Below are 24874 nucleotides of genomic sequence, written 5' to 3'. Positions count from 1 at the left end.
GGGCATCACTGATAATACAGGGGGCAAAACGAGTTGGATTTCTATTCAGCTCGTTCTTATTTAGATAATATACATAATACGAAAATCCTTGATTTTTGATATAATGATACAGTTATTAACATTTAATAGGTGGGAACAATTTATGAAGAAATTTTTCAAATTCGGTTGTCTAGGTATTATTACGATTTTTGCAATCCTTGTTGTCATAATGATTATTGATATAGCCAATGACGACCCAAAATCAAAAGAAAAACCAAAGGAAACTGTTACAGCAACAGCTAAATGGGAAGAAAAAATTAAAGAAGTTGCATCAAGTAATAAAAATCCAAATGAAAAGTTTGATGAAGTAAGTAAATATGCTCATGCTTACAAAGCATCTAAAGATGAAGTAAAACAGTTTGGTGATGCCATCATTAAAGAATATAAAGATAAAAATTATATTAAAGATATCTCTAACCACGAGTACATGTTAACAAATATTTCCAAATCACAAGTTGTTGATAGAAACGCATCAGAAAAGCCATTAAAAGATTTCGCTTTCGACTTCTGGCAAAACTCTAAATACAACTACCGCGGTGTAGAAAATGCGACAAGTAGTGCTACACAAGCAAATAAACGCCAAATGGATAAATCTTTAAGTAAAATGAATAAATAGAATCACCATTTTTGGGGAGGGTATATTATGAAGGTTGTACGCTCTATATTCAAAGGATTTCGTTTAATAGGCTTAATTGTAAAACCCGTACTTAAAGCATTATCTAAAAGTAAATTTTAAATTTCATAAAAATAAAAATCCCCTTCTGCATATAGGTGCAAAAGGGGATTTTTTCAAATTAATCTATTCGTTCTACAGATAATGCTCATAGATAAATAAGAAACGGTGTATATTTACACTAACATCTATAAATATACAAATTAAGATATACTTATCTACATATAGAATCAGGTAACAATTTTTATTCATAAAACTATTCTTTTGTAAGAAAACATTTAACATATACATAGTCCATATTTACAATTAAGCAGATTTTATATTACATAATATTATTATACTAATCTAAAGTTTCTGTATTTACTTTTTTTTCTTTTTATCTCATAATTTTAATTGGGGAAAGGGAGGAAAGAAATGGTTCAAATCAAAGTAACACCTGAAATGCTAGAAGAGGTTGCTAATCGTGCAAATAATACCAGAATCGCATTAGAATCTATACATAATAATTTATGTAATGAAATTGATCATTTGTGTTTTCAATGGATTGGTGCCTCTAATCAACAGTTCATTCAAATGTTCAATGATGCGCGACCAAAAGCTTTTACATCTATCAATTCACTTGTACAAGTAGAAGAAGATTTGAAACGAATCGCTGAAAAATTCCGTAACACAGATAATCAAGATGTTACAATAGAAGAAGGTGCAATGTGTGGTAAACCTTCTTCTGAAGAGAATGGCTTTGATGGTAAAAAATTAGCTAGAGATATTGCTGGTGAAATAAGTGGTGAATATGATGTTCGTCGTGTTTGGGATGGTATTGATCCATCTACTGGCGAAAAACTTTCGTGGTGGGAACGTGCTGGGGCAGGTGTCATGGCTGTAGCTGGCCTTACACCAGTCGGAAAACTCGCTAAAGTTGGTAAAGGTGTTAAGATGACAGCTAAGGCTGTTGAAAGCGCTGAGGCCGCTAAAGCTGCTAAGGCCACTGAAAATTATAAAGCTCACCTGGAGAGACAAGACAAATTATTAACTCGTAACGGTGCATATCGAAAGGCAAGACGGGACGCTGGAATTCCTAACTCCACTCCACACCAAAAACCTATTCATGTGTTTGATGGAACAAGTGAAAATAGATTGGTAGAGGAATATACTAATTTTAAGGGCCAAAAAAGATTTATCATTGAGCACCGGGAAGATAAAATGGGTAGGGGTCCTCATTTCCACCTTGCAACTGATAAAAAAGGAAATCCACTAGAAAAAGGAAGATATGATCAACTTAAAGGACATTATCCTGAAAATCTCGAGGGATACAACAAGTCAGGTAAAAAATAAGTGATTAAAGGAGTTAAAAATTTTGAGTACTCTAGATAAAAATCGCATGGAGATTCTTAAAAGGAACAATCGAAGAAAAGGACTTATAAATGAACTTTCTAATCTTGTTACTATTTCTAAAGAATCATTTATGGACGCAGAATCAAATGATTTATTTTGTAAAGAATTATTTAGTAAGTTAGAAAAGGTTTCGGACAAAAAAATATTTGGTGATTCAAATTATGAACAAAATATCACTCTATCAATAGAACTGTTGAAGGAAACCGTTAAAAATATTGATTTCCCGGTTAACCAAGGAAGATTATTTTTCTTTACGGAATATGACCTTGAGGCAATTAAACTGAATATCAACGAAGTGTTTGATAACCTAGAAAATTTATCAATCGAATCAGGATTTCTAAATGGAAATGGCGACTTTGTATTAGTTGGTGACGATTTAGAATTCGGATTATGTGTTGAAAGAACAGAGTATCATTATGAATTTAGTATGTGGGGAATAACAACAGTTTAAAATACGAAAGTAAATAAGGCCGGCTCCTTTAATAGGGACCGGCTTTTCATATTACTTTACATATACATAAGCTTCATTTGTTGTTACATAGTATGTTTTCCCTTTGCTATTGTGTACTTTATATTGTGATGAACCATTGACACTTACTTTCGCATCAATCGTAAATCCTAAACCTACATCTACAGACCCAGCAACATCTTTATCCTGCCAAGATGGAGCATCATAGAAACGTAGATTGTTAACTTTAGATACAACACGTTTACCTACAATAGAAGAAATTACAGAGATAGAAAAAGGGATCTATTTTGATGATAAACAATTAACTGTTTTAGATGTATGGGAAAAGTTAAAACCTCTTCGTAAAGCTGAGTTGAAAATTACATCTTTTGAAAAAGACATGAGCTTAGTTAGGCTCTATATCCTTCCCCCATTTAGTTATAAAAATATTAAGCCCGTAATGATTCAAAGCTACTATGCTGAACTTAAGGGAAAGGGACTATCAAATGGTACAATCAGCAATATCCATCGCTGCCTAAGGTGCATTTTCAAACACGCTATAGAATGGGAAATCATACATGATAATATAATGAATAAGGTTAAAAAACCACGTGAAGAGCAAGGTGAGATGAAAACATGGTCCAGTGAGGAATGTAATCGATTCCTTCACTATTTAAAAGAAAAAAATAAAAAGTACTATGTGTTCTTTTTACTCGCGATCTATACAGGTATGAGACGTGGAGAGTTACTCGCACTAACATGGAAGGATATTGACTTTGATAATAAACGTATCTTAGTTAATAAATCACTTATAAAAACGGAAGAAGGACTATTTAAAGCTGCTACTAAAACTAAATCTTCTAATAGAAGCATTAGTATCTCTTCCTTTGTTGTAACAGAGTTACACTCCTACTATCTTTATAAAAAGAAAGAGTTTTTCCGCTGGGGTATAAACTTGAATGAACAAGCCTTTATTTTTAGCGGCAATACGATACATTCTCCCTCACATATAGATGCTCCTCATCGTTTTTTAAAGGCTCACTACAAAAAAGCTGGTGTTCCACGAATTCGTATTCACGACTTACGGCACACACATGCAACACTTATGCTCCAAGCTGGTGAGCATCCTAAAATTGTACAGGATCGCTTAGGACACTCTTCTTATTCAAATGACTTTAGATAAATATAGCCATATCACACAAAACATGCAGCAACAAGCCGCAGAAAATTTTGAGAATGTAATAAAACCTTATGAAAATATTAAATAAAAAGCGAAAAAATTCTAATGTGAGCAAAATGTGAGCATCGATAAAAAATAAAGCTTATAAACCTTGATATATTAAGGTTTATAAGCCTAAATCGTAGAATCTTGGGAGAAGAATGAGCAGTTTTAGGGTAATTCATTTCATTTTAAATAAAATAAAAAAAGTGTCACAAATGCCTGGTTTATAAGCATTTGTGACACTTTTTGTTTGTTATGTTAAATATCATTTCAATACTGAATTACTGCAATTACCTTTTCCTTCTAGGACCTATAATTAATTTAATCGCCGTTCTTTCTTGATCATTAATAGTAACCTCTTGAAATGCCGGAACAAAAGCTAAGTCAATACCACTTGGAGCGACAAATCCTCTTGCAATCGCAATTGCTTTAATTGCTTGATTTAAAGAACCTGCCCCAATCGCTTGAATTTCTACATTTCCACTTGTTCTTAGTACACCTGCAATTGCACCTGCCACTGAATTTGGTTTTGATTTTGAAGATACCTTTAATATATTTTCCATGTAAGTTGCTCCCTCTATTATTTAATCGCTCTTTTGTTACGGTATAAAATATTTCAACGTATCTTTAACTACTATTCACACCAAAAGCAAACAATGCTACATATGTACATTCATTCGATACTTTTCGTCTTCTTCCTGCTCTACTACGTAAATAAAGGGAAACAACTATAAACTCTAATATACAAACTCTTAAAAACTCACAACATTGCAACTGAGGATAACAGTTTTACTTCTACATGTGAAATTAAAATAAGCATTCCCGCTATACTTTAACATTTCATGGTATTCCACTGATATTTTTACCAAATCATTAACCTTTTCTTCTTCAAAAATTGTTACAACTACTATTATTACTATATTTCATCGTATTAGCACTTTATACTCCAAATCTATCACCTTTTATATAAGACAAGCATAAAATACTATGAGTATACACTTCATTCTTAATAGGGGGGAATATATTGGGTTCATACTATCATTCTTCAAACTCCAATAAAAAATGTTCATGCAACTCCTCTTCTACTCCATATAAAAAATGTTCATGCGACCATTCACATAAAAAAAGCTGTCCGGCATACGGTACTTTTTGGCAAACAGAGTTTATAACTGTTCCTTTTGGAGATCCTTTTCCATTTAATCACGTTGGCCCTATAGCAGGAGGAGTTTCCTTACTAAATCCTACTACTATACAATTTAGTCAAGCCGGTGATTATAGAGTTTCTTTCATTTCAACTATTAACACTACTTTAAATCCTGTATTTCCACATATTCCAGTCATGACTATATTTTTAAATAATAATCCACTTGCTAATAGTCAAGGTGATTTCGCTTTTCAAATGAATACTTCATCAAATAACGAATGTCTTCAACTAGCAGGCGAAACGATTGTTACAGTGACAGCTAATTCCACTCTTCAACTGAAAAATAATAGTGGTTTTAATCGTCAAAGTATTGTAACTTGTGATAATGGTATCAATGCAGTTGAATTAACAGTTATAAAAATAAGTTAATAATCTTCTTCACATTTAGATGCTTTTTCAGCATCTTTTTTTATTGAATAATGTTCTTTTGTTTCCCATTATACTTTTCTGTTAACCTAATAGACATGAAAAAATTACCGAACTCTTCTACAAAAGTTCGGTAATTTTTATATTAAAAACTTCTCATTCTTTCTTACTTCTCCACATAAACCGACTTAACAATTGTACGATTATATGGTTGCCCTTCTTTATTCATCCCTTTTATATCCATCGTAACGTTATATACTCCTGGTTGCTTTATGTCCTTCAAAGCACCAGTAAATGTATTGTTATTAACATTTTGTAATTCATTGTATTCAGAGAATAGTTTCCCTTCTTTATTCACGACTCTTACTGTTATAGAAAGATCCCCTTTCATTTCAGGTGCCACAGGTGATTTTTTCAGTTTATACTCAGATTTATTCACTTTAACTTTTGTAGGCATTTGGAGAACAAATGGTGCGTCACTCTTGTAATCGCTTACAACTAAATATGCATCTTTCGACTGCTTCGCCATCATTTTCACTTTCCATTCTCCTACATCCATTTTATCAAATTTAAATGTTCTAATTGTCGCACCACCAAAGAAAGATTCACCTTCACCAGTAGTTATAACACTATCGTTATTTGTATATACTTTTCCTTTTGGTGATATCATTTGTACTTCTACATCAGAAGAAGCAGTTAATATAGAAACGATACCTTCTGCCTTTTTATCAACTGTAACGGTTTGCTCTATCCACTGATTTTGTGGCAATTCTCCTCCTAATATGTTTTGATTTGAAGTTGTATTTAATTGTTCTATATTTCCATTTGAACTAGTGCTAGATGCTACTAAAGCTGGTACGGCTACATTTGATGTACGTAAATATGGTTCAATTCGCGCGAAAACAGCAGATCCTTTTCGTATATTATCATGATCAAATTTGGAATCTGTAAATAAATGCGTTCCATACGGTAACTTAGCACTCCACTCATTTACTAGTCCATCATTTGAACCGTATGATGACAAATATAACCCGCCCATAGATAAAGCAGAAAATACTGGTCCCCAGCTAGTCCCAGTAGCCGTATAGTAACGGTTTAATTTAGCTGCTGGATTATTATCAATCGTTGAACGAAATTTTGCCATTTCACCCATTTGTAATGAGTACGTACCATCATCTTTTTGACCTAATATAGAAGCAAGCCATCCTGCCCACCAACTATATGATAAATCCGCTAAGTTTGATCCATGATGTGGCGTCGCAAGTGTAATTACATTTCCGACAAATCGATTTGCACCATACCCTACTAATGCAGCTTGTGTATCGATACCGCCCTTACTATGCGCTACAATATTAACTTTTTTACCGAAATGATTATATATTTCTTCTAATTTTTGTGCTAGCAATTTTCCGTTGTCCCACTGACTAGCTGATCCTTTTCCAGCAGCATCATATAATTGTATAAATACTGTTTGATAGCCTGCTTTCAAAGCATAATCATACATATCATTTATATCGTGATACACTGTCTTTCCATACCAACTATCAGCATTCCCATTCCTTCCTTGCACAAAAAGAATTGGAGGTTTATTCTCATCATAATTTGCAGGTTTTTGACCTAAAAACCATTCTCCAGGTGTAAATACTTCTTCATCTGGAAATCCTGTTTTAATTTCTTTTACTTCCTCCGCCTCTACCTTCGTACTAACAGCCATCGGAGTCATAATAAAACATGCGAGAAGTAATAACATACACCTTTTCAAAATCCTCATTAACATTCCCCCTTTTTTTGAAAGGAAGCACTATTTTTACTCTAGTGACTTCTTACTTATTTTATAGATGAAAAAATAGTAACTGCCCTTTCTTATGAAACGTTATTCTCTCAACATGTATTCATTCCTTTTCCTATTAAACTCATTAAAAATTTCTCAACATATTTCTAACTAAAAAAGCTGCGTATAAAAGGTCGATACCATAACCTTTTATACGCAGCTTCTTTCTTATAAATCAATGATATACTCATCATCATATTTATCGTATTGGAGCCCAGACCCAATTTTTGATTCCGTAACTTGATCTCTTAAAAACGGTGCAGCTTCCATTTTGCTAGTTGCAATTTCAATTCCATATTTTTTCGTTAAATGGGCTAATTCTATTAAAAACCACTCTCTTCGCAATGTAACTGGAATATCAAATGTTCTTCTTTTCATATATAATAGCACCTCTTTAATTTTCATAACTAAATAACCATCAATACATGCACGTGTGAAAACTACCTTTCATCACTAACAGCCAATGAAACATTATAGTATATGCATGTCCATTTTAAACGTGCTATTACAAAAACAATATTTCAGTTTACATAATCATATTATGTAAGAGTAGAAGAGAAGGGTATATCCCTTCTCTTCTACTCTAGAAATTTAAATTAAGAACATCTTGGTACACCTAAAGCTAAGAATAAACCTGCTACTCCCGCAGTAATCGGTACTTTTAACGTAATAACATCGTCTACTTTCGTTACTAAAAAGAAAGCATTACCTTCTTGTAATATACAAGTTACCAATAATTGAAATTCCATTTAAACCCCCTCCTCTCTATCGATATATTATACTTTATGAATTCTCTTTAAAAATGTAATAGGAAATATATCTATTTTTCCTTATATGCAAAATAAATGTTTATAAGTCTATTAAAAATACTAATTTTCTAAATTTATATAAATCGTGTAATATCCAATAAGTTCCTATATAATCAATAGTGAAAATCTTACAAATGGAGGTATAAAAATGGCGATTTTGAGTAATATTGGTACAGCTTTATTTTTCATTGCTTTTATTCTTTTAATTTTATGTATCATTTCATTCTTTAAGAAAAATGGAAAAGCAAAACAATATGGTCGTCCTGCCGTTATTCTTTTTATGATTTCGATTGTATTAATAATAACTAGTGCTGAAACTTCTAATAACCCAATTGTTGAATTCTTTTCTATTTTAAGTTTTGTTTTATTTGTTTTCTTCCTTGTTCTAGCAATCTTATCTGTAATTAAAAAGACAGGTGTAGCAAAAAAACAATTTATAATCACTGCTATTTTATTTGTCATTTTTATTGCATTATTAAGTATTTCAACTCCTTCTTCTGAAAAGACGGCAGCCACTAGTAAAAAAGTTGCTTCTAACAATGCTGAACAAAAAGAAAGCGAGAAGAAAAAAGAACTAGAAAAGAAAGAAGCAGACGAAAAAACTCAAAAGCAAGAAGATGAGAAACGTCAAGCCGAGGAACAAGCTCGTAAACAAGAAGATGAAAAACGTCAAGCCGAAGAGCAAGCTCGTAAACAACAAGAAGAGCAAAAACGTCTAGCTGATGAACAAGCTCGTAAACAACAAGAAGAACAAAAACGTCTAGCTGATGAACAAGCCCGCAAACAACAAGAAGAACAAAAACGCCAGGCTGATGAACAAGTTCGTAAACAACAAGAGGAACAGAAAAAAGCACAGCAAGCTCAAACACAACCAGCTGCAAGTAGCAATAGTAATGTAACTTACAAAAATTGTACTGAAGTTAAAAATGCTGGAAAAGCTCCATTATATAGAGACCAACCAGGTTATAGCTCTAAACTTGATCGTGATGGCGATGGAGTTGCATGTGAAAAATAGTAATAAAAAAGAAGCTTCTAGTAAGCTTCTTTTTTATTACATAGTATTGCGACTAATTATCTCCGCTCCCTCTTCCTTTTATAAAACTCATTTTATTATTCTCAAATCAGACACATAAAAAGTGATTTCAATCACCACATTGTTTTTCATTTATCGCTATTCTTAATTTAGATATTACATTTAAACTTTATGGAGGCATTCATATGGAACATACATTTATTGAAACTTCAATTGTTGGTGAGATTGTTACACAATTTCCGAAAGCTAGTGACCTTTTTAAGTCATATAGAATAGATTTTTGTTGTGGCGGTAATAAGCCACTTATTGATGCAATTCATGAAAGAAATTTATCGGCGGATGAAGTAATTACAAAGTTAAATACGCTTTATCATAATACGAAACGATTAAATGAATCTGAAATTGATTGGAAAAATGCTTCTTATCGTGAATTGATTGATTATGTAATTAATAAGCATCATCGTTATTTAAATGAAGAGTTACCTCAGTTAAGTCCATATGTGACGAAAGTATTACGTGTTCATGGAGTAAATCAGCCTCATTTAGCTCAAATTCATAAGCTATTTCATGAACTTAAAATGGAATTAGAACAGCATTTAATTAAAGAAGAAACAGAAGATTTCCCATTAATTTTAGAATTTGAACAAAATCCAACCGATGAAAACTATGCAAAGTTACGTAAAGTAGTAGATGAACTAGAAAATGAACACAATCATGCCGGAAATATTATAAAAGATCTTCGTAAAGTGACAAATGACTTTACTCCTCCAGAAGGAGCTTGCGGCACTTATCGACTTGTGTATCAACGCCTTGAAGCGCTAGAGTCTGATTTATTTGAGCATATTCATTTAGAAAATAATATTTTATTTCCACGTGCCATTACGAGAGCATAAATCAAGTGCAGGACATGAGTGTAAATACTTATGTCCTGCTTTTTCATTTTGCGAAAAATATCCACATCCCCCTCACACAAATCCGAATTTTAACAATTTGTGAATCATTATAAAAATGTGATAAATATCACATCTCCCCCTTTTATGATTTTCTATAATAAAAATATAATCCTTTGTTCAACATTTCACATAAAAAGGGGAAACGAAAATGAAGAAACGTTTAGTTATGATCGGAAATGGTATGGCTGGCATACGTTGTATGGAAGAAATATTAAAACATGATAGTGATTCCTATGAGATTACTATTTTTGGAGATGAACCGCATCCAAACTACAACCGCATTATGCTCTCTCATGTTTTACAAGGCAAAACAAATATGCAAGATATCATTATGAATGAATACAGTTGGTATGAAGAAAACGAAATAACTTTGTATACGAATGAAAAGGTTCAAAGTATTAACCGAGAAGAAAAAATTATTATTACTGAAAAAAATCGTACTCTTACATATGACAAGCTCATTATTGCAACAGGTTCTAGTGCTTTTATTTTACCTGTTGCAGGTTCCACCCTTCCTGGTGTTACAGGATTTCGAACAATTGAAGATACACAATTTATGATTGATGCCGCTAAAGAAAAGAAAAAGGCCGTTGTTATTGGTGGTGGGTTACTTGGTTTAGAAGCCGCAAGAGGTCTGATTGATTTAGGAATGGACGTACATGTTGTTCATTTAATGCCTAGCTTAATGGAGCAACAACTAGATACGAAAGCAGCTTCCCTATTGCGTGAAGATTTAGAAGCACAAGGCATGAAGTTTCTAATGGAAAAGAAAACTGTAAAAATTCTTGGTACAGATCATGTTGAGGGCATTCAATTTGAAGATGGTGAAGTTATAGATTGTGATTTAATCGTAATGGCTGTCGGAATACGCCCGAATACGAAAATAGCAAGTGATGCCGGTCTAATTGTTAATCGAGGCATTGTAGTCAATGACTATATGCTAACAAATGATGAATCTATTTATGCAGTTGGCGAATGTGCAGAACATGATGGTATCGCATATGGACTTGTTGCTCCTCTTTATGAACAAGGCGCAATATTAGCGAAACATATAACGAATTTACAAACTGGTGGATATACGGGCAGTATCGTCGGTACGCAATTAAAAGTTGCTGGTTGTGATTTATTCTCTGCTGGCCAAATTTATGAAGATGATCAGACGAAAGCAATTTCAATCTTTGATGAATGTAAACGTTCCTATAAAAAAGTATTAATTCGTGATAATAAAGTTGTCGGTATCGTTTTATATGGTGATACAGCTGATGGTACACGCCTCTTTAGCATGTTAAAGAAAGAAGAAGACATACAAGAATATACAGCCGCTTCCCTTCTTCACAAAGCTGGTGAAGAAAGTGAACTCGATGTTGCTACAATGAGTGCGGATGACACGATTTGTGGATGTAATGGTGTTACGAAAGGTACAATCGTTCACGCTATTTTAGAACAAGAGCTAACTACTTTTGAAGAAGTAAAAGGATGCACGAAAGCCGCAGGATCTTGTGGTAAATGTCGTCCGCTTGTGGAGCAAGTTTTATCTCATACACTCGGAGATGCTTTTGATGCTTCTGCGCAGTCTGCTGGTATGTGCGGATGTACAACTTTATCACGTGATGAAGTCGTAGCTGCCATTCATGAAAAAGGTTTAAAATCGCCAAAAGAAGTACGAAATGTTCTTGATTTTGCACATGAAGATGGCTGTTCAAAATGTCGCCCTGCTTTAAACTACTATTTACGTATGGCCATTCCAGAAGAATATGAAGATGATAAATCATCCCGTTTCGTTAATGAAAGAATGAACGGTAACATCCAGCACGATGGTACATTCTCTGTTATTCCACGTATGTACGGTGGTGTTACAACAGCAGATGATTTAATGAAAATTGCTGAAGTTGCGAAGAAATATGATGTTCCACTTGTGAAAATTACAGGTGCGAGCCGAATCGGCTTATATGGCGTTAAGAAACAAGATTTACCTAACGTATGGGCTGACTTACATATGACTTCGGGATATGCGTATTCAAAATCGCTTCGTAATGTAAAATCATGTGTTGGTTCTCGCTTCTGCCGTTTTGGTACGAAAGATTCATTAGGACTTGGTATGTTACTAGAACAATCATTAGAAATGGTAGATACACCACATAAAATGAAGATGGGTGTAACGGGCTGTCCACGTAACTGTGCGGAAGTATTAACGAAAGATTTTGGCGTTGTTTGTGTCGAAAATGGATACCAACTTTATATTGGCGGAAATGGTGGTACGGAAGTACGCGAAGCTGATTTTGTCATGATTGTCCCTACTGAAGATGATGTCCTTCGCATCGCTACAGCTTACATGCAATATTATCGTGAAACTGGTATTTACGGAGAGCGTACTGCCTACTGGACAGAACGTTTAGGCTTCGATCATATAAAGGAAATACTACAAGATACAAATATGGTTAGTACGTTAAATGAACGTTTCCAAACAGCTCGTAGTACATATACGGAAGCATGGGGACAAGCGCTAGAAACGAAGTCATTAAAAGCGATGTATGAAGTAGAAACTGTGAAATAAGGAGCTGTGATCTATATGATACAAACGAAAGAAAAAATAAAAGTTATGCGTGCGGAAGACCTTCCTATTCAAATCGGTAAAGAAGTGCAAATGAAAGGTATGTCTATCGCCCTATTCCGCCTTTCAAATGGTGATATTCGAGCTGTAGAAAATCGTTGTCCTCATAAAAATGGACCGTTAGCAGAAGGAATTGTGTCTGGCGAATTCGTCTTTTGTCCGCTGCATGATTGGAAAATCTCATTAATAACAGGTGAAGTTCAAAAACCTGATGACGGCTGTATTCAAACATACGAAGTAGAAGTTATTGATGGTGACATTTATTTATACATGTAATTTACGAAAGGAAGCCTCCTCTGGCTTCCTTTTAAATAAAAATAGATGAGGTGCAATTATGAACGGATATGTATATTTAGTTGGTGCAGGACCAGGTGATGAAGGGCTTATTACAAAGAAAGCGATAGATTGTTTAAAGCGTGCAGATATCGTTTTATATGACCGTTTATTAAACCCTTTCTTTCTTAGTTATACAAAAGAAACTTGTGAACTTATTTATTGCGGAAAAATGCCAAAGAATCATATTATGCGACAAGAAATGATTAACGCCCACCTCCTTCAATTTGCGAAAGAAGGAAAAATCGTAGTCCGCTTAAAGGGCGGAGATCCATCTATTTTTGGCCGTGTTGGTGAAGAAGCAGAAACTTTAGCATCTGCGAATATTCCATATGAAATTGTACCAGGCATTACATCTAGCATCGCCGCTAGTAGCTATGCTGGCATCCCCCTTACCCACCGCAACTACAGTAATAGCGTCACTTTATTAACTGGGCATGCGAAAGGTCCTTTAACCGATCATGGAAAATATAATTCATCCCACAATAGCGATACAATCGCCTACTACATGGGTATAAAAAACTTACCTACAATTTGTGAAAACTTACTACAAGCAGGAAAAAAAGAAGATACACCAATAGCAGTCATCGAATGGGGTACGACAGGTAAACAGCGCGTTGTCACAGGAACACTTTCAACTATTGTTCCTATCGTCAAAAACGAAAATATTTCTAATCCATCCATGACAATTGTTGGTGATGTCGTTTCCTTACGAGATCACATCGCTTGGAAAGAACGTAAACCATTACATGGTAAAAAGGTTTTATTTGCATCCGCAACAAATAAAACAAGTTCAATGGTGCAAAAGTTACAAGAAGCCGGTGCAGAAATATATCAAATTCCAACTTTTAAAAAGGAAGAATACACATTAACATTTGAACAAATCAATAAAATTTTTAACGTTAATCGACTTGTTTTTTGTTCAGCTGAAAGCGTAGAAATATTGATGAGATCATGTAGTAAACATCAGAAAGATATTCGTTCCTTACAGGCGAAACTGCAATATATGAACGTTGCAACTCAAGAAAAACTTATGCAGTATGGGTTACTAAGTAAACAAGCAGAGTTCTCAACCGATACAACTGTGTATTTAGGAAGAAATATTAATCGAATTGCTTTTATACAAGAGAAAATTGGTGCCGGTTCTTATATGTTGACTCATGAGTATACAATTGATCATCGCTTCGATGAAATCCATACTCGTATGCTTTCTGAATTCTCATGGGATAGCATTGTGTTTGAAGGGCGTGCCTCAATTGATGCATTTTTATCAGAAATAAAACGACTTGACTTTATCGATATTCTTACTCTCCCCTTCTCATATACCGACGTTCCAACTTTACACTATGCGAATAAAGTCGGTTTTCATCATGTAGATGAGCAATTACAAAACATGATTATGAAGAAAGATTTGGTGCTGCGATGAAAGGAATTGTATATGTGGGACACGGGAGTCGCCTGCAAGAAGGTAATGAACAATTCATTCACTTTATCCAATCTGTTATGAAAGAACGTAACGAACGGATTCAAAAAATAGCTTTTCTAGAACTAACAACACCTACTATTTCGGATGCCGTTACAGAAACGATACTAGAGGGCGCAACTGAAATAATGATTGTACCTGTCTTATTATTTGCAGCAGCTCACTATAAACGTGATATTCCTTTTGAAATAGAGCAACTACAAAAGAAATATCGACAAATCACATTTTCAGTTGTACCTCCTTTTAGTACGCATCCACATATGGTGGAACTTGTAGTAAAAAGAATACGTGAAACGATGCCAATGCAAGGTAGTAGTATTTTACTCGTAGGACGAGGCAGTAGTGACCCACAGCCGATACGTGAGTTACAACAAGTCGGAGCAGCTGTCGAACGAAAACTCGGTATGCCAGTAGCGTGCTCCTTTTTAACGAAAGGAACGCCCTCTTTTACTGCTGAGCTCAAGAAGATAACATCAACTGCGCCCCATGTATACGTCATGCCGTATCTTCTCTTTACCGGACTGTTGCTTCAAAAAATTAAGTTGCATACGAAAAAATATGATTACGTTACGACTTGTAACTGTCTACAATTTGATACATATATGAAGCTAACATTATTAGAACGAATGGAGGAATGTGTGTATGTATAACATGTACCCTCTCATGCTTAATTTAAATAAAAAAGTTGTCGTAATTATTGGTGGAGGTAAAATTGCATATCGAAAAGCGTCTGGATTAAAAAATACAGACGCTTTTATCACCGTTATCAGCCCAGAAATTTGCGAAGAAATGAAGGAACTTCCTTTTATTACTTGGAAGCAAAAAACTTTTAGTAATGATGATATTAAAGATGCTCACCTTATTTATGCAGCTACAAATCAACATGATGTAAATATGATGGTCAAACAAGCTGCCCATGACTTTCAATGGGTTAACGTTGTAAGTGATGGTACAGAATCATCGTTTCACACACCAGGTGTCATACGAAATGGTGAATATGTTGTAACGATTTCAACTTCAGGTAAAGATCCATCGTTTACAAAGCGTATGAAGCAGGAACTAACATCTATATTTCCTAAACTTATAAAAAAGCTTTCTCGTACTCACAAATAATAATCTATTTCTTAGCTAAAATAGTAATTACCTTTGGACAAACGTTTTTTAGAAGCGTTTGTTCTTTTTGTTTCGGTTTCTTTTTTGAATTAGGCTGTTTTCGTAAGTATTGTGGCTATTAAACTATTTGAAAAGACACTTTTAGAGTGTCTTTTCACTATTGCTAAATTGAATAGCTGTCGATACCCCATACCTCAAAAATATCATTTTTAGACTTTGTAAATAATGTCACATCTAATCCCAAATAATCATCTTCACCTGTTAAACAATGCTCTGTAAATCTTGTTGTAATCATAATCTGAATACCAATAGGACTAACTTGTTTCGAATAAGAAATTGCATCGATATAGTAATTCCCCGTTAATTTTTTACGTATTGGAAATAACTCTGAATTTTCATTTTCGTCAAAACACAAGTTATCATCATTAATATATTTAAATACTTCCTTATGAACAATAGAAAAAATCTCATTCCATCTTTTATCGATGTCCTTAATTTGTTCTAATGAAATCCCATTATAAAAAGTTATATTAGCCTTATTATCATTTTCTCTGAATATTAAATTCAAATTCACACCTCCTAATACTCTATTTATAATACTAGTTAATTCAACTTTCTTGTCATTTTGTTGAATTAATTGCCTATACTTAAAAACAATCTTTTTTCATTTTTTCAATGGTTAAATGCGTAGGGATATTACAAGCATGTAATAGTAAAGTAATCGTTGAATCTTTCTTATGAAGATTTTTAATCATCTCTAAGAAACGATGCCAGTATAGGTAGTTATCCAAATACTTTGTGGCAACGCCTTGGAATCGTTCCATCCAAATCTTTTAAACGTTTATGGTAATTGTTAACATGTTGAACATGATACAGCCCTTTGTTAACATATTGCTTTTTATTCATATTGACTACTTCATGTTGTAGTCCTTTTGATTTTGCAAAAGCAATATAGTTCTTTGCTGAATCAGTACATAACAAAGCAGAAGAGTCAATGTACTCTCCTAATGATTGTTCGATTTCTGCATGAGTAATACGTCCTCGTCCAGCATAACGTGAAACTAAGTTGCCTTGTCTATCTTTGGCAACAATAACACATATTTGCTCATTACTAATCCCTCTTTTAGAAGCAACACCACCACGTTCACGCGGTTCTCTATGATTGATATTTTTCTTTCCTTTTTCACTTTCTAAGAAGAATGTTTCATCGCTCTCAATAATCCCTGGGAGTTGATTAAATCCATTTGAACGCAAGGCAAATAAAACCTTATGTCTCCAATAAAAACATGTAGAAAGATGGATGCCAAGTTCCTCAGCAATTTGAGGAAGGGTACAACCTTCAACCATCATTTTTAGGTACTTCATCCATAACTGAGGATATCGTGTTCTTGCAATTGGACTTCCAGTTGTATCATTGAAAGACTTTCCACAATCATGACAAAGATATCTTTGACGAGAGCGATATTTACCATTCCGTTTCACCGATTTACTACCACAATGAACACAACCTAAACCATCTTTAAAACGTGATTCACGGATGTCTTCATAGGTAGATTCTAGCGGTCTTGCTTAATCAGGATATAGTTTACCTTTTAAAGAGTAAAATACTTTTTCATGTTCTTTTTTCGATAATTTCGCTATGTCTCTTAAGATGTCATTCATATAAAAAACTCCTTCGAACAGTTTATATTTATCTATTATACATTTTGTCCAAAGAAGCAACAATTAATACGAAAACAGCCTTGAATTAAGCCGCTTGATTATGAGGCATGCTACAATTGTAAACGACACCTAATATATCAAAGGCTGTTTTCCTCTCATATCGATGGGATTTCCGTCCATCATTTACCGCCTCAAATCTATTTTGTTTTAAACGTATATTCAAAACAAAATATATGACAAATAAATAACAACGGTTACTGTAATAATGCTGAAAAGTGTTGAAAATAAAACGATTTGTGCATGTAATTCTGGCTCTATTTGATACTCCATAGCAATGGTTGATGTATTTCTTGAAGTAGGAAAAGAACTTGCAATAAATAATGATTGTGCAACAATACCATCAATGTTTAATAGGTAGATCATGGCAAGTGCTAATAATGGTCCCATCAATAACCTTCCAATTAAAGCCCATGTTATGACTCGATGGAAAAAATTAAGCTTAATGTTGGATAATTGCGCTCCTAGCAATATGAGTGCTATTGCAACAAAACTATTCGCAAGCTGATTAAGAGGTAGAAAGATAGAATTAGGTATTTGAATTGTAAAAGATTGAAAGAGAACCCCTAATATGAGTGCATGAAATACAGGCATTCTTAGAAATGATTGAATAATACTTCCGATAGTTTTTGTTGCTGATAGTAAGTTATATATCCCATACGAATAAGTTAAAAGATTCTGAAAAATAACAATAAAAATTTGAATGGAAACCCCCACTGGATTGTGACTGAAAATCAATTGACTTACTGGTAATCCATAATTACCGGAATTCATTAACGAAATACTATTTTTTAGAGCTGCACTTTCTCCTTTTTCTAATTTTAATGTTTTTGAGATGAAATGACTTACTATCATCACACTCAGACTGTAAAGCATTAAATAGTATATTATCTGGAGCAACAAACCTGTTTCTATACTAATATCATATATATTCACAAATACAGCCGCTGGCATCAAGCAATAAGTAATAAGTGTAGATAGCTGCTTTAAGTTAAATTGGAACTTTCTTTGTAAGATTGCACCAATTAACATCAATATTAATATTGGTAATATTACGTCTAATATAATAAAAACAAACATTTAAAACCTCATTCTAAATATATTTTAGTTGGATTAAACGCTTTACTAAATATGGACACATTTAATTCAAATGTAGCCCCTGATGCTACCCAAAATACCATTTAAAAGCATTCGTATACAAGATGTTATCGGTAGCTTGTTCATCAAATAGCTGGTGAATCAATTTGATATCTCCATACTCAAAAGGTCTTTTCGCTCTTGTAGATGGTAAATCTGTTCCAAACATAAGTGCATCTGGGTTAACTTCATAAATCGACTTTAAGGCATTCTCAACATCTAATTCGACACGACCAAAACCAGTAGCTTTCACATGTACCCCTTTATCAACTAGTTTTAATAAATGTGGTAAACCTTCTTCTGATAACCCTAAATGGTCAATTGATATAGCTGGTAATTTTTCTATAGTCGATGCAATTTCGGGTAACTCTTTTGCATCCATATAAAGCTCACTATGCCATCCTACTAAATCATGAACTCTTCTAGCAAAGTAATCCAGCTTCGATAAATCTTCTGAACCACCTCTTTTAATATTAAATCGTAATGCTTTTATCCCATTTTCATTTAAATTTAGTATTTCTTCATCCGTCACTGTAAAAGGTAATTGTGTTACGCCACAAAATGTTGAACCCAACTGTTTTAGTGCCTTTAATAAATAGTCTTGATCAAACCCTTGGAAAGAACCAGATACGATCGCTCCACCAATTACATTCAAATTAGGAGTTTTATTCTGATAATCTTCTACAACAAAGTTGGGTGGAAAATATCCTTGGTTCTCAATGATCGGAAAATTAAAATCAATAATATGAAAATGTGCATCAAAAATTCTCATTTCATTTCCCTCCCCTCTCTTTTCTTTAACATATCAAACATGACTCATAAAGAAAATTATGGATTATTTATACAAATTCATAATTTTATCTTATCGACCTAAACTGTATTCTTTATTTTAAGTGTACTTTTTCACAATATCCATTAGCCTTACCAAAAAATCTGGCCCTAAAAAAGATAGCAATAAAACATGTCGAAGTCTATTACTAAAAGAACCATCCTAGATTACTTTAGGATGGTTCTTTTTCTTTATTAATGATTCTTTAACATCACTAACAGTTTTTCTTGACTATACATCCACACTGTAATGATTAAACAAGCAAGTGCGACTTCTGATAATGCCATAAATCCAATTGCATAATGACCTGTTAGTTGGAATAATAATGTTAAAATTAGCGGCGGGAAGAACCCTCCTAGTCCGCCTAATGCTGAAACGAGTCCATTTACAATACCAGCTTGTTCTGAGAAGTACATTGGAACGAGTTTGAAGATTGTACCATTACCAATACCTGCACAAAATGCGACTAGTAAGCAACCAAATGTATACACGTTCATACTAGGCATAAATGATAAAATAATACCTGAAAGTGTTAAACCGATAAATACGAAGATTAATATTTTAAATGGGTTAAATTTATCACCAAGCCAACCGCCAATCGGACGCATCATTGTTGCGAGTACAATGAATCCAGCTGTCCGCATACCTGCATCTACTTTTTCTAATCCGAAGTGAGATACTAAAAAGTTTGGTAAGTATACTGTAAATGCAACAAATGATCCGAATGTTAAAAAGTAAAAGATACATAGAAACCAAAGTTTTTCATTCTTGTATACACCTTTTATTTGTTCCATTAATGGTGTATTCACCTTTTTCTCCTTACGATCGCCTAATAAAAAGTTCATAAGTGCAAACGCTGCAAGTAAAACTAAATAACACTGTACCGTTGTTCTCCAGCCAACTGAAGTTGCAATGACAGGTGCTAAGAACGAAGTAATTGCTGTTCCGGCGTTACCGACACCGTAAATACCATTTACAAAACCGTGACTCTCTTTCGGAAAGTATTTCGGTAAAGAAGTTACGCCTACAGAGAATACAGCGCCACCGATTCCGACAAATAATCCACCAATAATTAAATCCATCATTGAATTAGCAACACTAATATAAAAGACAGGAAATAATAATAAAATAAAACTAATAAAGAATAATTTTCTTGCTCCGAAACGATTTGTCCAATATCCAATTGGAATACGAAGAACAGAACCTAAAATAACCGGTACTGCCGTTACCATAGAAATTTGTCCCGCAGTTAATGGAATATCCACTTTAATATAAGGCATTAATGATGATAAAATGACCCATACCATAAAACCAATTACTAGATTAGAAGTTTGTAGACTTAATTGAAAATTAGGACTTTTCATCCTGTTCCCTCCTATGTATGCATAGTTATATTCATTCCCTCCAGCCTAATCACGTCCTAACATGATTAGGCTGAGAAGAATCAACCACCACTTACTGGCGGAATCATTGCTACGACATCGCCAGTTTGAATGATGTCATCCTCATTTGCATACTCTTCATTGATAGCGATCATTATCTCACTTGAAATCGCTACGTTGTATTTCTTAATAAGCACTTCCTTTAGTTCAGCAACCGTAATATTTTCAAAATCTATGTGTAATGCTGGCTTACTTACTTCTTCTTGTAAATGTGCAAATAATAGTACTTCAATCATATTCTCATCTCCTTTGCAGGCTCACCATTCTCATATGCTACCTTCTCTAACTGATCACCTATCCATGATTCACCATCTTCCCAGAACTCTTTCTTCCAAATGGGAACAATTTGTTTTATACGCTCCATAATATATTCATTCGCCTCATAGGCAGCTTTCCGGTGTGGTGTAGAAACAGCGACGACAACAGCAAGATCAGAGATTTGTAAAGTACCAATGCGATGTGTAATGGCGACATATGTCCCAGGCCACTTCTCTCCTACTTCGGTACCAATTTTCTCAAGCTGTCTTTCTGCCATTGTTTTATATGCTACATACTCTAAATATAGCGTACGACGGCCTTTCGTAAATCCTCTAACAGTACCAATGAAAGTAGTAACTGCACCACACTCACGACGAATTACTTTGTTTGTAACTTCTTCAATTGAAATAGGTGTATCAATTACTTCATAATACGTATGTGTCATCTTGCACCTCTTATCTTTATATAAGTTAGCAATCTATTTTTCTATTATTTGTATGATCTAAGCGGTTCTTCCCATGGCCACTCACTCCCGGCAATTGATTCTAATAACAGTACCGAAACAGTTATTCCTGCTTCAAACCCTCTCGTTCCTCCCGGCAGGACGATACATGCATTTGCCTCTGCAAGTGAAGAAATTGCACTAGATTTATCTAAACCAACTGGTGTTGCTTGCAATTGGCCATCTACAATTTCTACTTTCCCTCTTACAAAACGAGTAAATGGGTTTGCTTTCGGAAAGTCTTTCTGTAAAATTGCCTCTGTACGAAATACGTGCGCATTTTTCTTATGCAAGTATGTTCCAATGACTGGTCGAACAAATAATTCACATCCGACATAACAAGCAGAAGGATTACCAGATAGACCAAATAGTAGTTTTCCTTCTACCTCAGCTACAGTTGTCACACTTCCTGGTCGCATCGCTATTTTGTTGAAAAGTACATTGGCTTGCAATCTCAGATAAATAGCAGGTAAATAGTCATAGTCTCCTACCGAAACGCCACCAGTCGTAATTAAAATATCAACTTCTTTTATCGCTTTTTTTACAGTGTTATAACACGTCTCTAAATCGTCAGCGATTTGGCCATAATACTGTACAACTCCGCCCGCTCGTTCAATTTGAGCAGCAATCATATAGAAGTTACTATTTCGAATTTTCCCTGGCTTTAAGTGTTCATGTAATTCGAGCAGTTCGCTTCCTGTTGTTACAATTCCAATAACCGGCTGTTTTACAACATGTACTGAACTATAACCAAACGTAGCAAGAAGTGCTACTACTCCAGGATTAATAACAGTCCCCTTTTTCACAAGGATGCTATTTTGTTTTACATCTTCTCCTTTAAAAGAAATGTTATCCCCCGAAGAGAAAGAGCGTTTTAATTTCATATAAGTCTTTTTGTTTTCTTCAAATCCTTCCGTTAGCTCTAACATAACAACAGCATTACACCCCGCTGGAATTGCCGCACCCGTCATAATACGGACAGCTTGAAATGGTTTCACTTCTTCCGTAAAAACAAAACCTGCTCCAATTTCACCAATCACTTCAAACTGAATGGGATTACTGCTACTTGCTTCTTTTGTATCTTCCGCTCGAATTGCAAACCCGTCGTATGGAGAGCGATCAAAATGCGGAACGTCATAATCTGCAATAACATCTTCTCCAAGCGTTCTACCGTAGCTTTCTATAAGAGAAACCTTTTCTATTTCACCCTGGTAGGCATATTCCATTACACGTGCAACTGCTTCTGCCACTGGAATTGGTATACGTTTTTCTAACATTCTTTTTCACCTCATTTTAATAAGCAGAAACTCTCTTTCTCTTCATCCTATATATTTTGCGTATAATCGTTTTGCTATTTTCACATCATTTGTCCCATGAATAAATGCCCTACCGTCTGTAAATAAAACGAAACGATATTCATCAATCAGAAATGATAGTAAGTAAGGCGTTTTTTTGACACGTACACTTTTTTGTAATCGTTTTTGAATTTCGTTTAAATTAAGATTCCTCTTTATTCCTGAACGAATTTGAACTGTATTCCGTCCGCATAACACTTCCGTTTTCATCTGCGTTTCAAATGTTAAACTTGGATACTTTCGTAATTTTCCACAAGAAGGACATGTACTTTTTTTCTGTCTATTTACTTTTAATGAGAGATGTTGATTGTTCCAAATATCAAATGATAACATCGTACCTCTTAGCGACTCATAATCATCCACCAATATTTTCATCGCCTCTGTAACTTGGTGAGCAACAACCATCTGTACAGCTGGCTGAATGATTCCGGCTGTATCGCATGTTGCACCGCCCATAGGATGATCCATTAGACAGCGAAAACATGGTGTTTTCCCAGGAAGAATTGTATACGTTACACCATAACTTCCAATGCATCCACCGTATATCCAAGGTATATTTTCTTTTTGTGAAATGTCATTTATAAGCAAACGCGTATCGAAATTGTCAGTCGCATCTATGATGAGATCCACTTCTTTTGTTACCCCTTCTATTTCTTGCATTGTTACATCCGTTACAACTGGTACAATTTTCACTTCAGAATTAATCCTTCTTAAATGCTCTGCCGCTGCAATTGCTTTCGGTTTACACTGCTGTGCATCTTCTTCTGTATATAACTGTTGCCGCTGTAAATTACTCCACTCGACGTAGTCACGATCGGCAATTGTCAATTTCCCAATTCCCATCCTAACGAGCACTTCCGCATTTGCAGCTCCTAGTGCACCCGCACCGATTAGGAGCACATGCTTTTCTCTTATTTTTCTTTGACCCATTTTACCAATTCCTGAAAACAATACTTGCCTTGAATATCGCTCTTGCATAGGGAATCCTCCTTTCACTATCCGCCAATGTAAGACATTTCAACTTTTGGACGTTTATTTGTACTTTCCGCCGTTCTTTCATCTGAATATCGATCTGTTCTATATTGCCATGTATGTTGTAAAATTTTTAATAGTGATGCATCCGAAATATTTTCTCGAAGAAGCGTTCGCAAATCCGTTCCTTTCGTTCCAAATAGACACGTGAAAAACTTGCCGTCTGCCGAAATACGAGCTCTCGTACAAGAAGAACAAAATGACTCTGATACTGAAGTAATAAATCCGACTTCTGCATCGCTCCCTACATATCGATACAATTTCGCAACTTCTCCAAAGTAACGAGGTGTAACAGGTTCAATCGGATATACACGATTAATCTTCTCTATTAATTGTTCCTTCGTAATAACTTGTTCAAAATTCCATCCGTTCGTACTGCCTACATCCATAAACTCAATGAAACGGAGCTGAATTTCTTGTTCTTTAAAATAACGAGCCATATGAAGGATTTGACTGTCATTCATTCCTTTTTTTACGACCATATTTACCTTTACTTCTAATCCAGCAGCCTTTGCTGCTTCAATTCCTTTTAATACAGGTTTTGTACTTACATTTCTCCCATTAATTTTTTGGAAAATGTAATCCTCTATCGCATCTAAACTAATATTTACACGTTTTAATCCCGCGTCTTTTAACGCCTTAGCTTGTTTTGCTAAATGAATTCCGTTTGTTGTGAGTCCAATATCTTTTAAGCCTTCTAGCTTTGTAAGTCTTGCAATTAACCACGGTAAGTCTTTACGTAATAATGGTTCACCGCCAGTAAGCCTAATTTTTTCAACTCCCATACTTATAAACAATCTTGCTAATCTTTCTATTTCATCGAACGTTAATAAAAACTCTTCCTGTAAAAAAGCGTAATCAGGTCCGAACACTTCAGCAGGCATACAATATGTGCACCTAAAATTACAACGATCGATAACTGAAATACGCAAATCTTGAAGTGGCCGTTCTAAAGAATCTTTCATTTTCTCGTACATCTATATCCCTTCTTTTCTGCTGCAATCCTTAGTAAGCTTTCAATTTTTTATTTGCCTTTATTATAAAAAATAAGCTACAAATTCAATGTGACTTTTCTCACATCACTTTCCCC

24 protein-coding genes and 3 pseudogenes are annotated in these 24874 nt (G+C 34.4%); 12 read left to right on the top strand and 15 right to left on the bottom strand.

Annotated elements, in window-relative coordinates:
- The first annotated feature begins 142 nt into the window (after positions 1 to 142).
- The 3 genes from FS742_RS03185 to FS742_RS03175 all read left to right on the top strand — a co-directional run bounded on the left by FS742_RS03185 (position 143) and on the right by FS742_RS03175 (position 2555).
- Positions 143 to 655 (top strand): hypothetical protein, encoded by a 513-nt coding sequence (locus FS742_RS03185; protein ID WP_144611170.1) that lies wholly within the window; start codon positions 143 to 145, stop codon positions 653 to 655.
- Between the two features lie 471 nt (positions 656 to 1126).
- Positions 1127 to 2044 (top strand): WXG100 family type VII secretion target, encoded by a 918-nt coding sequence (locus FS742_RS03180; RefSeq protein WP_144611169.1) that lies wholly within the window; start codon positions 1127 to 1129, stop codon positions 2042 to 2044.
- Positions 2045 to 2066: 22 nt separating this feature from the next.
- Positions 2067 to 2555 carry a YxiF family protein gene (locus FS742_RS03175; protein WP_137035228.1) on the top strand — a complete coding sequence of 163 codons (489 nt, stop codon included), beginning with the start codon at positions 2067 to 2069 and terminating at the stop codon, positions 2553 to 2555.
- A gap of 51 nt (positions 2556 to 2606) precedes the next feature.
- On the opposite strand, the pseudogene FS742_RS03170 reads toward FS742_RS03175, so the two are convergent.
- A pseudogene (locus tag FS742_RS03170) lies at positions 2607 to 2840 on the bottom strand (N-acetylmuramoyl-L-alanine amidase); the annotation flags it as partial.
- Here FS742_RS03170 and FS742_RS03165 point away from each other — a divergent pair.
- Positions 2833 to 3820 (top strand): annotated as a pseudogene (locus FS742_RS03165) (tyrosine-type recombinase/integrase); the annotation flags it as partial. The pseudogenes FS742_RS03170 and FS742_RS03165 sit on opposite strands and share 8 nt — an antisense overlap.
- 244 nt (positions 3821 to 4064) lie before the next feature.
- Here the strand turns inward: FS742_RS03165 and spoVS are convergent.
- Positions 4065 to 4337 (bottom strand): stage V sporulation protein SpoVS, encoded by a 273-nt coding sequence (spoVS, locus tag FS742_RS03160; protein ID WP_088096245.1) that lies wholly within the window; start codon positions 4335 to 4337, stop codon positions 4065 to 4067.
- A gap of 461 nt (positions 4338 to 4798) precedes the next feature.
- Between spoVS and FS742_RS03155 the strand changes: the two genes are divergently transcribed.
- Positions 4799 to 5347, top strand: coding sequence for a preprotein translocase (locus tag FS742_RS03155; RefSeq protein WP_144611168.1), 549 nt, complete (start codon positions 4799 to 4801; stop codon positions 5345 to 5347).
- Positions 5348 to 5510: 163 nt separating this feature from the next.
- Here FS742_RS03155 and FS742_RS03150 read toward each other — a convergent pair whose 3' ends face one another.
- From FS742_RS03150 to exsG, 3 genes are all read right to left on the bottom strand, one after another.
- Positions 5511 to 7094 carry an esterase/lipase family protein gene (locus tag FS742_RS03150; protein ID WP_395940391.1) on the bottom strand — a complete coding sequence of 528 codons (1584 nt, stop codon included), beginning with the start codon at positions 7092 to 7094 and terminating at the stop codon, positions 5511 to 5513.
- A gap of 249 nt (positions 7095 to 7343) precedes the next feature.
- Positions 7344 to 7553 (bottom strand): hypothetical protein, encoded by a 210-nt coding sequence (locus FS742_RS03145; protein WP_046959276.1) that lies wholly within the window; start codon positions 7551 to 7553, stop codon positions 7344 to 7346.
- Positions 7554 to 7771: 218 nt separating this feature from the next.
- Positions 7772 to 7924 (bottom strand): exosporium protein ExsG, encoded by a 153-nt coding sequence (gene exsG / locus FS742_RS03140; RefSeq protein ID WP_000395678.1) that lies wholly within the window; start codon positions 7922 to 7924, stop codon positions 7772 to 7774.
- Between the two features lie 208 nt (positions 7925 to 8132).
- Here exsG and FS742_RS03135 point away from each other — a divergent pair, with 208 nt between their 5' ends.
- From FS742_RS03135 to FS742_RS03105, 7 genes are all read left to right on the top strand, one after another.
- Positions 8133 to 8999, top strand: coding sequence for an excalibur calcium-binding domain-containing protein (locus FS742_RS03135; protein ID WP_144611166.1), 867 nt, complete (start codon positions 8133 to 8135; stop codon positions 8997 to 8999).
- A gap of 203 nt (positions 9000 to 9202) precedes the next feature.
- Entirely contained in the window at positions 9203 to 9910 is a 708-nt protein-coding gene (gene ric, locus FS742_RS03130; protein WP_144611165.1) for an iron-sulfur cluster repair di-iron protein, read from the top strand.
- A 208-nt stretch (positions 9911 to 10118) separates the two neighbouring features.
- Positions 10119 to 12524, top strand: coding sequence for an NADPH-nitrite reductase large subunit (gene nirB / locus FS742_RS03125; protein ID WP_144611164.1), 2406 nt, complete (start codon positions 10119 to 10121; stop codon positions 12522 to 12524).
- 15 nt (positions 12525 to 12539) lie between these two features.
- Positions 12540 to 12857, top strand: a complete 318-nt coding sequence (nirD, locus tag FS742_RS03120; protein WP_087959673.1) for a nitrite reductase small subunit NirD — start codon at positions 12540 to 12542, stop codon at positions 12855 to 12857.
- A 58-nt stretch (positions 12858 to 12915) separates the two neighbouring features.
- On the top strand, positions 12916 to 14340 hold the full coding sequence (locus FS742_RS03115; protein ID WP_144611163.1) for a uroporphyrin-III C-methyltransferase: 1425 nt from the start codon (positions 12916 to 12918) through the stop codon (positions 14338 to 14340).
- Positions 14337 to 15047 (top strand): sirohydrochlorin chelatase, encoded by a 711-nt coding sequence (locus tag FS742_RS03110; RefSeq protein WP_144611162.1) that lies wholly within the window; start codon positions 14337 to 14339, stop codon positions 15045 to 15047. The genes FS742_RS03115 and FS742_RS03110 overlap by 4 nt, the downstream gene beginning before the upstream one ends.
- Positions 15040 to 15510: a precorrin-2 dehydrogenase gene (locus FS742_RS03105; RefSeq protein WP_144611161.1), complete on the top strand. Its 471-nt coding sequence runs from the start codon at positions 15040 to 15042 to the stop codon at positions 15508 to 15510. Before FS742_RS03110 ends, FS742_RS03105 begins: the two co-directional genes overlap by 8 nt.
- Before the next feature lie 163 nt (positions 15511 to 15673).
- On the opposite strand, the gene FS742_RS03100 is transcribed toward FS742_RS03105, so the two are convergent.
- The 10 genes and pseudogenes from FS742_RS03100 to moaA form a co-directional block, all read right to left on the bottom strand.
- Entirely contained in the window at positions 15674 to 16078 is a 405-nt protein-coding gene (locus FS742_RS03100) for a hypothetical protein (protein ID WP_144611160.1), read from the bottom strand.
- 79 nt (positions 16079 to 16157) lie between these two features.
- Positions 16158 to 17172: pseudogene (locus FS742_RS03095) on the bottom strand (IS1595 family transposase).
- A 219-nt stretch (positions 17173 to 17391) separates the two neighbouring features.
- The gene (locus FS742_RS03090; RefSeq protein WP_144611159.1) at positions 17392 to 18309 is read right to left on the bottom strand and encodes an AEC family transporter; all 918 of its coding nucleotides are present in this window, start codon (positions 18307 to 18309) and stop codon (positions 17392 to 17394) included.
- A gap of 85 nt (positions 18310 to 18394) precedes the next feature.
- Positions 18395 to 19138 carry an amidohydrolase family protein gene (locus FS742_RS03085; RefSeq protein WP_144611158.1) on the bottom strand — a complete coding sequence of 248 codons (744 nt, stop codon included), beginning with the start codon at positions 19136 to 19138 and terminating at the stop codon, positions 18395 to 18397.
- Positions 19139 to 19389: 251 nt separating this feature from the next.
- The gene (gene narK / locus FS742_RS03080) at positions 19390 to 20559 is read right to left on the bottom strand and encodes a nitrate transporter NarK (protein WP_087959667.1); all 1170 of its coding nucleotides are present in this window, start codon (positions 20557 to 20559) and stop codon (positions 19390 to 19392) included.
- 80 nt (positions 20560 to 20639) lie between these two features.
- On the bottom strand, positions 20640 to 20873 hold the full coding sequence (gene moaD / locus FS742_RS03075; protein ID WP_144611157.1) for a molybdopterin converting factor subunit 1: 234 nt from the start codon (positions 20871 to 20873) through the stop codon (positions 20640 to 20642).
- On the bottom strand, positions 20870 to 21340 hold the full coding sequence (locus FS742_RS03070; protein WP_144611156.1) for a molybdenum cofactor biosynthesis protein MoaE: 471 nt from the start codon (positions 21338 to 21340) through the stop codon (positions 20870 to 20872). Before FS742_RS03070 ends, moaD begins: the two co-directional genes overlap by 4 nt.
- A 44-nt stretch (positions 21341 to 21384) precedes the next feature.
- Positions 21385 to 22674, bottom strand: a complete 1290-nt coding sequence (locus FS742_RS03065) for a molybdopterin molybdotransferase MoeA (protein ID WP_144611155.1) — start codon at positions 22672 to 22674, stop codon at positions 21385 to 21387.
- 42 nt (positions 22675 to 22716) lie between these two features.
- Positions 22717 to 23730 carry a molybdopterin-synthase adenylyltransferase MoeB gene (locus FS742_RS03060; RefSeq protein WP_144611154.1) on the bottom strand — a complete coding sequence of 338 codons (1014 nt, stop codon included), beginning with the start codon at positions 23728 to 23730 and terminating at the stop codon, positions 22717 to 22719.
- A gap of 17 nt (positions 23731 to 23747) precedes the next feature.
- Positions 23748 to 24761: a GTP 3',8-cyclase MoaA gene (gene moaA, locus FS742_RS03055; RefSeq protein ID WP_144611153.1), complete on the bottom strand. Its 1014-nt coding sequence runs from the start codon at positions 24759 to 24761 to the stop codon at positions 23748 to 23750.
- Between the last annotated feature and the right edge of the window lie 113 nt (positions 24762 to 24874).

Origin of the sequence: Bacillus cereus, assembly GCF_007678085.1 — a bacterium.
GTDB lineage: Bacteria > Bacillota > Bacilli > Bacillales > Bacillaceae_G > Bacillus_A > Bacillus_A cereus_BE.
The sequence above is the reverse complement of the archived record's forward strand: the minus strand, read 5'-3'. Positions and strand labels throughout refer to the sequence as shown.

Excerpts from the sequence above, each read along its gene's own strand:
- FS742_RS03185 (WP_144611170.1), top strand. The coding sequence starts at position 143 with ATGAAGAAATTTTTCAAATTCGGTTGTCTAGGTATTATTACGATTTTT.
- FS742_RS03180 (WP_144611169.1), top strand. The coding sequence starts at position 1,127 with ATGGTTCAAATCAAAGTAACACCTGAAATGCTAGAAGAGGTTGCTAAT.
- spoVS (WP_088096245.1), bottom strand. The coding sequence starts at position 4,337 with ATGGAAAATATATTAAAGGTATCTTCAAAATCAAAACCAAATTCAGTG.
- FS742_RS03150 (WP_395940391.1), bottom strand. The coding sequence starts at position 7,094 with ATGTTATTACTTCTCGCATGTTTTATTATGACTCCGATGGCTGTTAGT.
- FS742_RS03145 (WP_046959276.1), bottom strand. The coding sequence starts at position 7,553 with ATGAAAAGAAGAACATTTGATATTCCAGTTACATTGCGAAGAGAGTGG.
- exsG (WP_000395678.1), bottom strand. The coding sequence starts at position 7,924 with ATGGAATTTCAATTATTGGTAACTTGTATATTACAAGAAGGTAATGCT.
- FS742_RS03135 (WP_144611166.1), top strand. The coding sequence starts at position 8,133 with ATGGCGATTTTGAGTAATATTGGTACAGCTTTATTTTTCATTGCTTTT.
- ric (WP_144611165.1), top strand. The coding sequence starts at position 9,203 with ATGGAACATACATTTATTGAAACTTCAATTGTTGGTGAGATTGTTACA.
- nirB (WP_144611164.1), top strand. The coding sequence starts at position 10,119 with ATGAAGAAACGTTTAGTTATGATCGGAAATGGTATGGCTGGCATACGT.
- nirD (WP_087959673.1), top strand. The coding sequence starts at position 12,540 with ATGATACAAACGAAAGAAAAAATAAAAGTTATGCGTGCGGAAGACCTT.
- FS742_RS03115 (WP_144611163.1), top strand. The coding sequence starts at position 12,916 with ATGAACGGATATGTATATTTAGTTGGTGCAGGACCAGGTGATGAAGGG.
- FS742_RS03110 (WP_144611162.1), top strand. The coding sequence starts at position 14,337 with ATGAAAGGAATTGTATATGTGGGACACGGGAGTCGCCTGCAAGAAGGT.
- FS742_RS03105 (WP_144611161.1), top strand. The coding sequence starts at position 15,040 with ATGTATAACATGTACCCTCTCATGCTTAATTTAAATAAAAAAGTTGTC.
- FS742_RS03090 (WP_144611159.1), bottom strand. The coding sequence starts at position 18,309 with ATGTTTGTTTTTATTATATTAGACGTAATATTACCAATATTAATATTG.
- FS742_RS03085 (WP_144611158.1), bottom strand. The coding sequence starts at position 19,138 with ATGAGAATTTTTGATGCACATTTTCATATTATTGATTTTAATTTTCCG.
- narK (WP_087959667.1), bottom strand. The coding sequence starts at position 20,559 with ATGAAAAGTCCTAATTTTCAATTAAGTCTACAAACTTCTAATCTAGTA.
- moaD (WP_144611157.1), bottom strand. The coding sequence starts at position 20,873 with ATGATTGAAGTACTATTATTTGCACATTTACAAGAAGAAGTAAGTAAG.
- FS742_RS03070 (WP_144611156.1), bottom strand. The coding sequence starts at position 21,340 with ATGACACATACGTATTATGAAGTAATTGATACACCTATTTCAATTGAA.
- FS742_RS03065 (WP_144611155.1), bottom strand. The coding sequence starts at position 22,674 with ATGTTAGAAAAACGTATACCAATTCCAGTGGCAGAAGCAGTTGCACGT.
- FS742_RS03060 (WP_144611154.1), bottom strand. The coding sequence starts at position 23,730 with ATGCAAGAGCGATATTCAAGGCAAGTATTGTTTTCAGGAATTGGTAAA.
- moaA (WP_144611153.1), bottom strand. The coding sequence starts at position 24,761 with ATGTACGAGAAAATGAAAGATTCTTTAGAACGGCCACTTCAAGATTTG.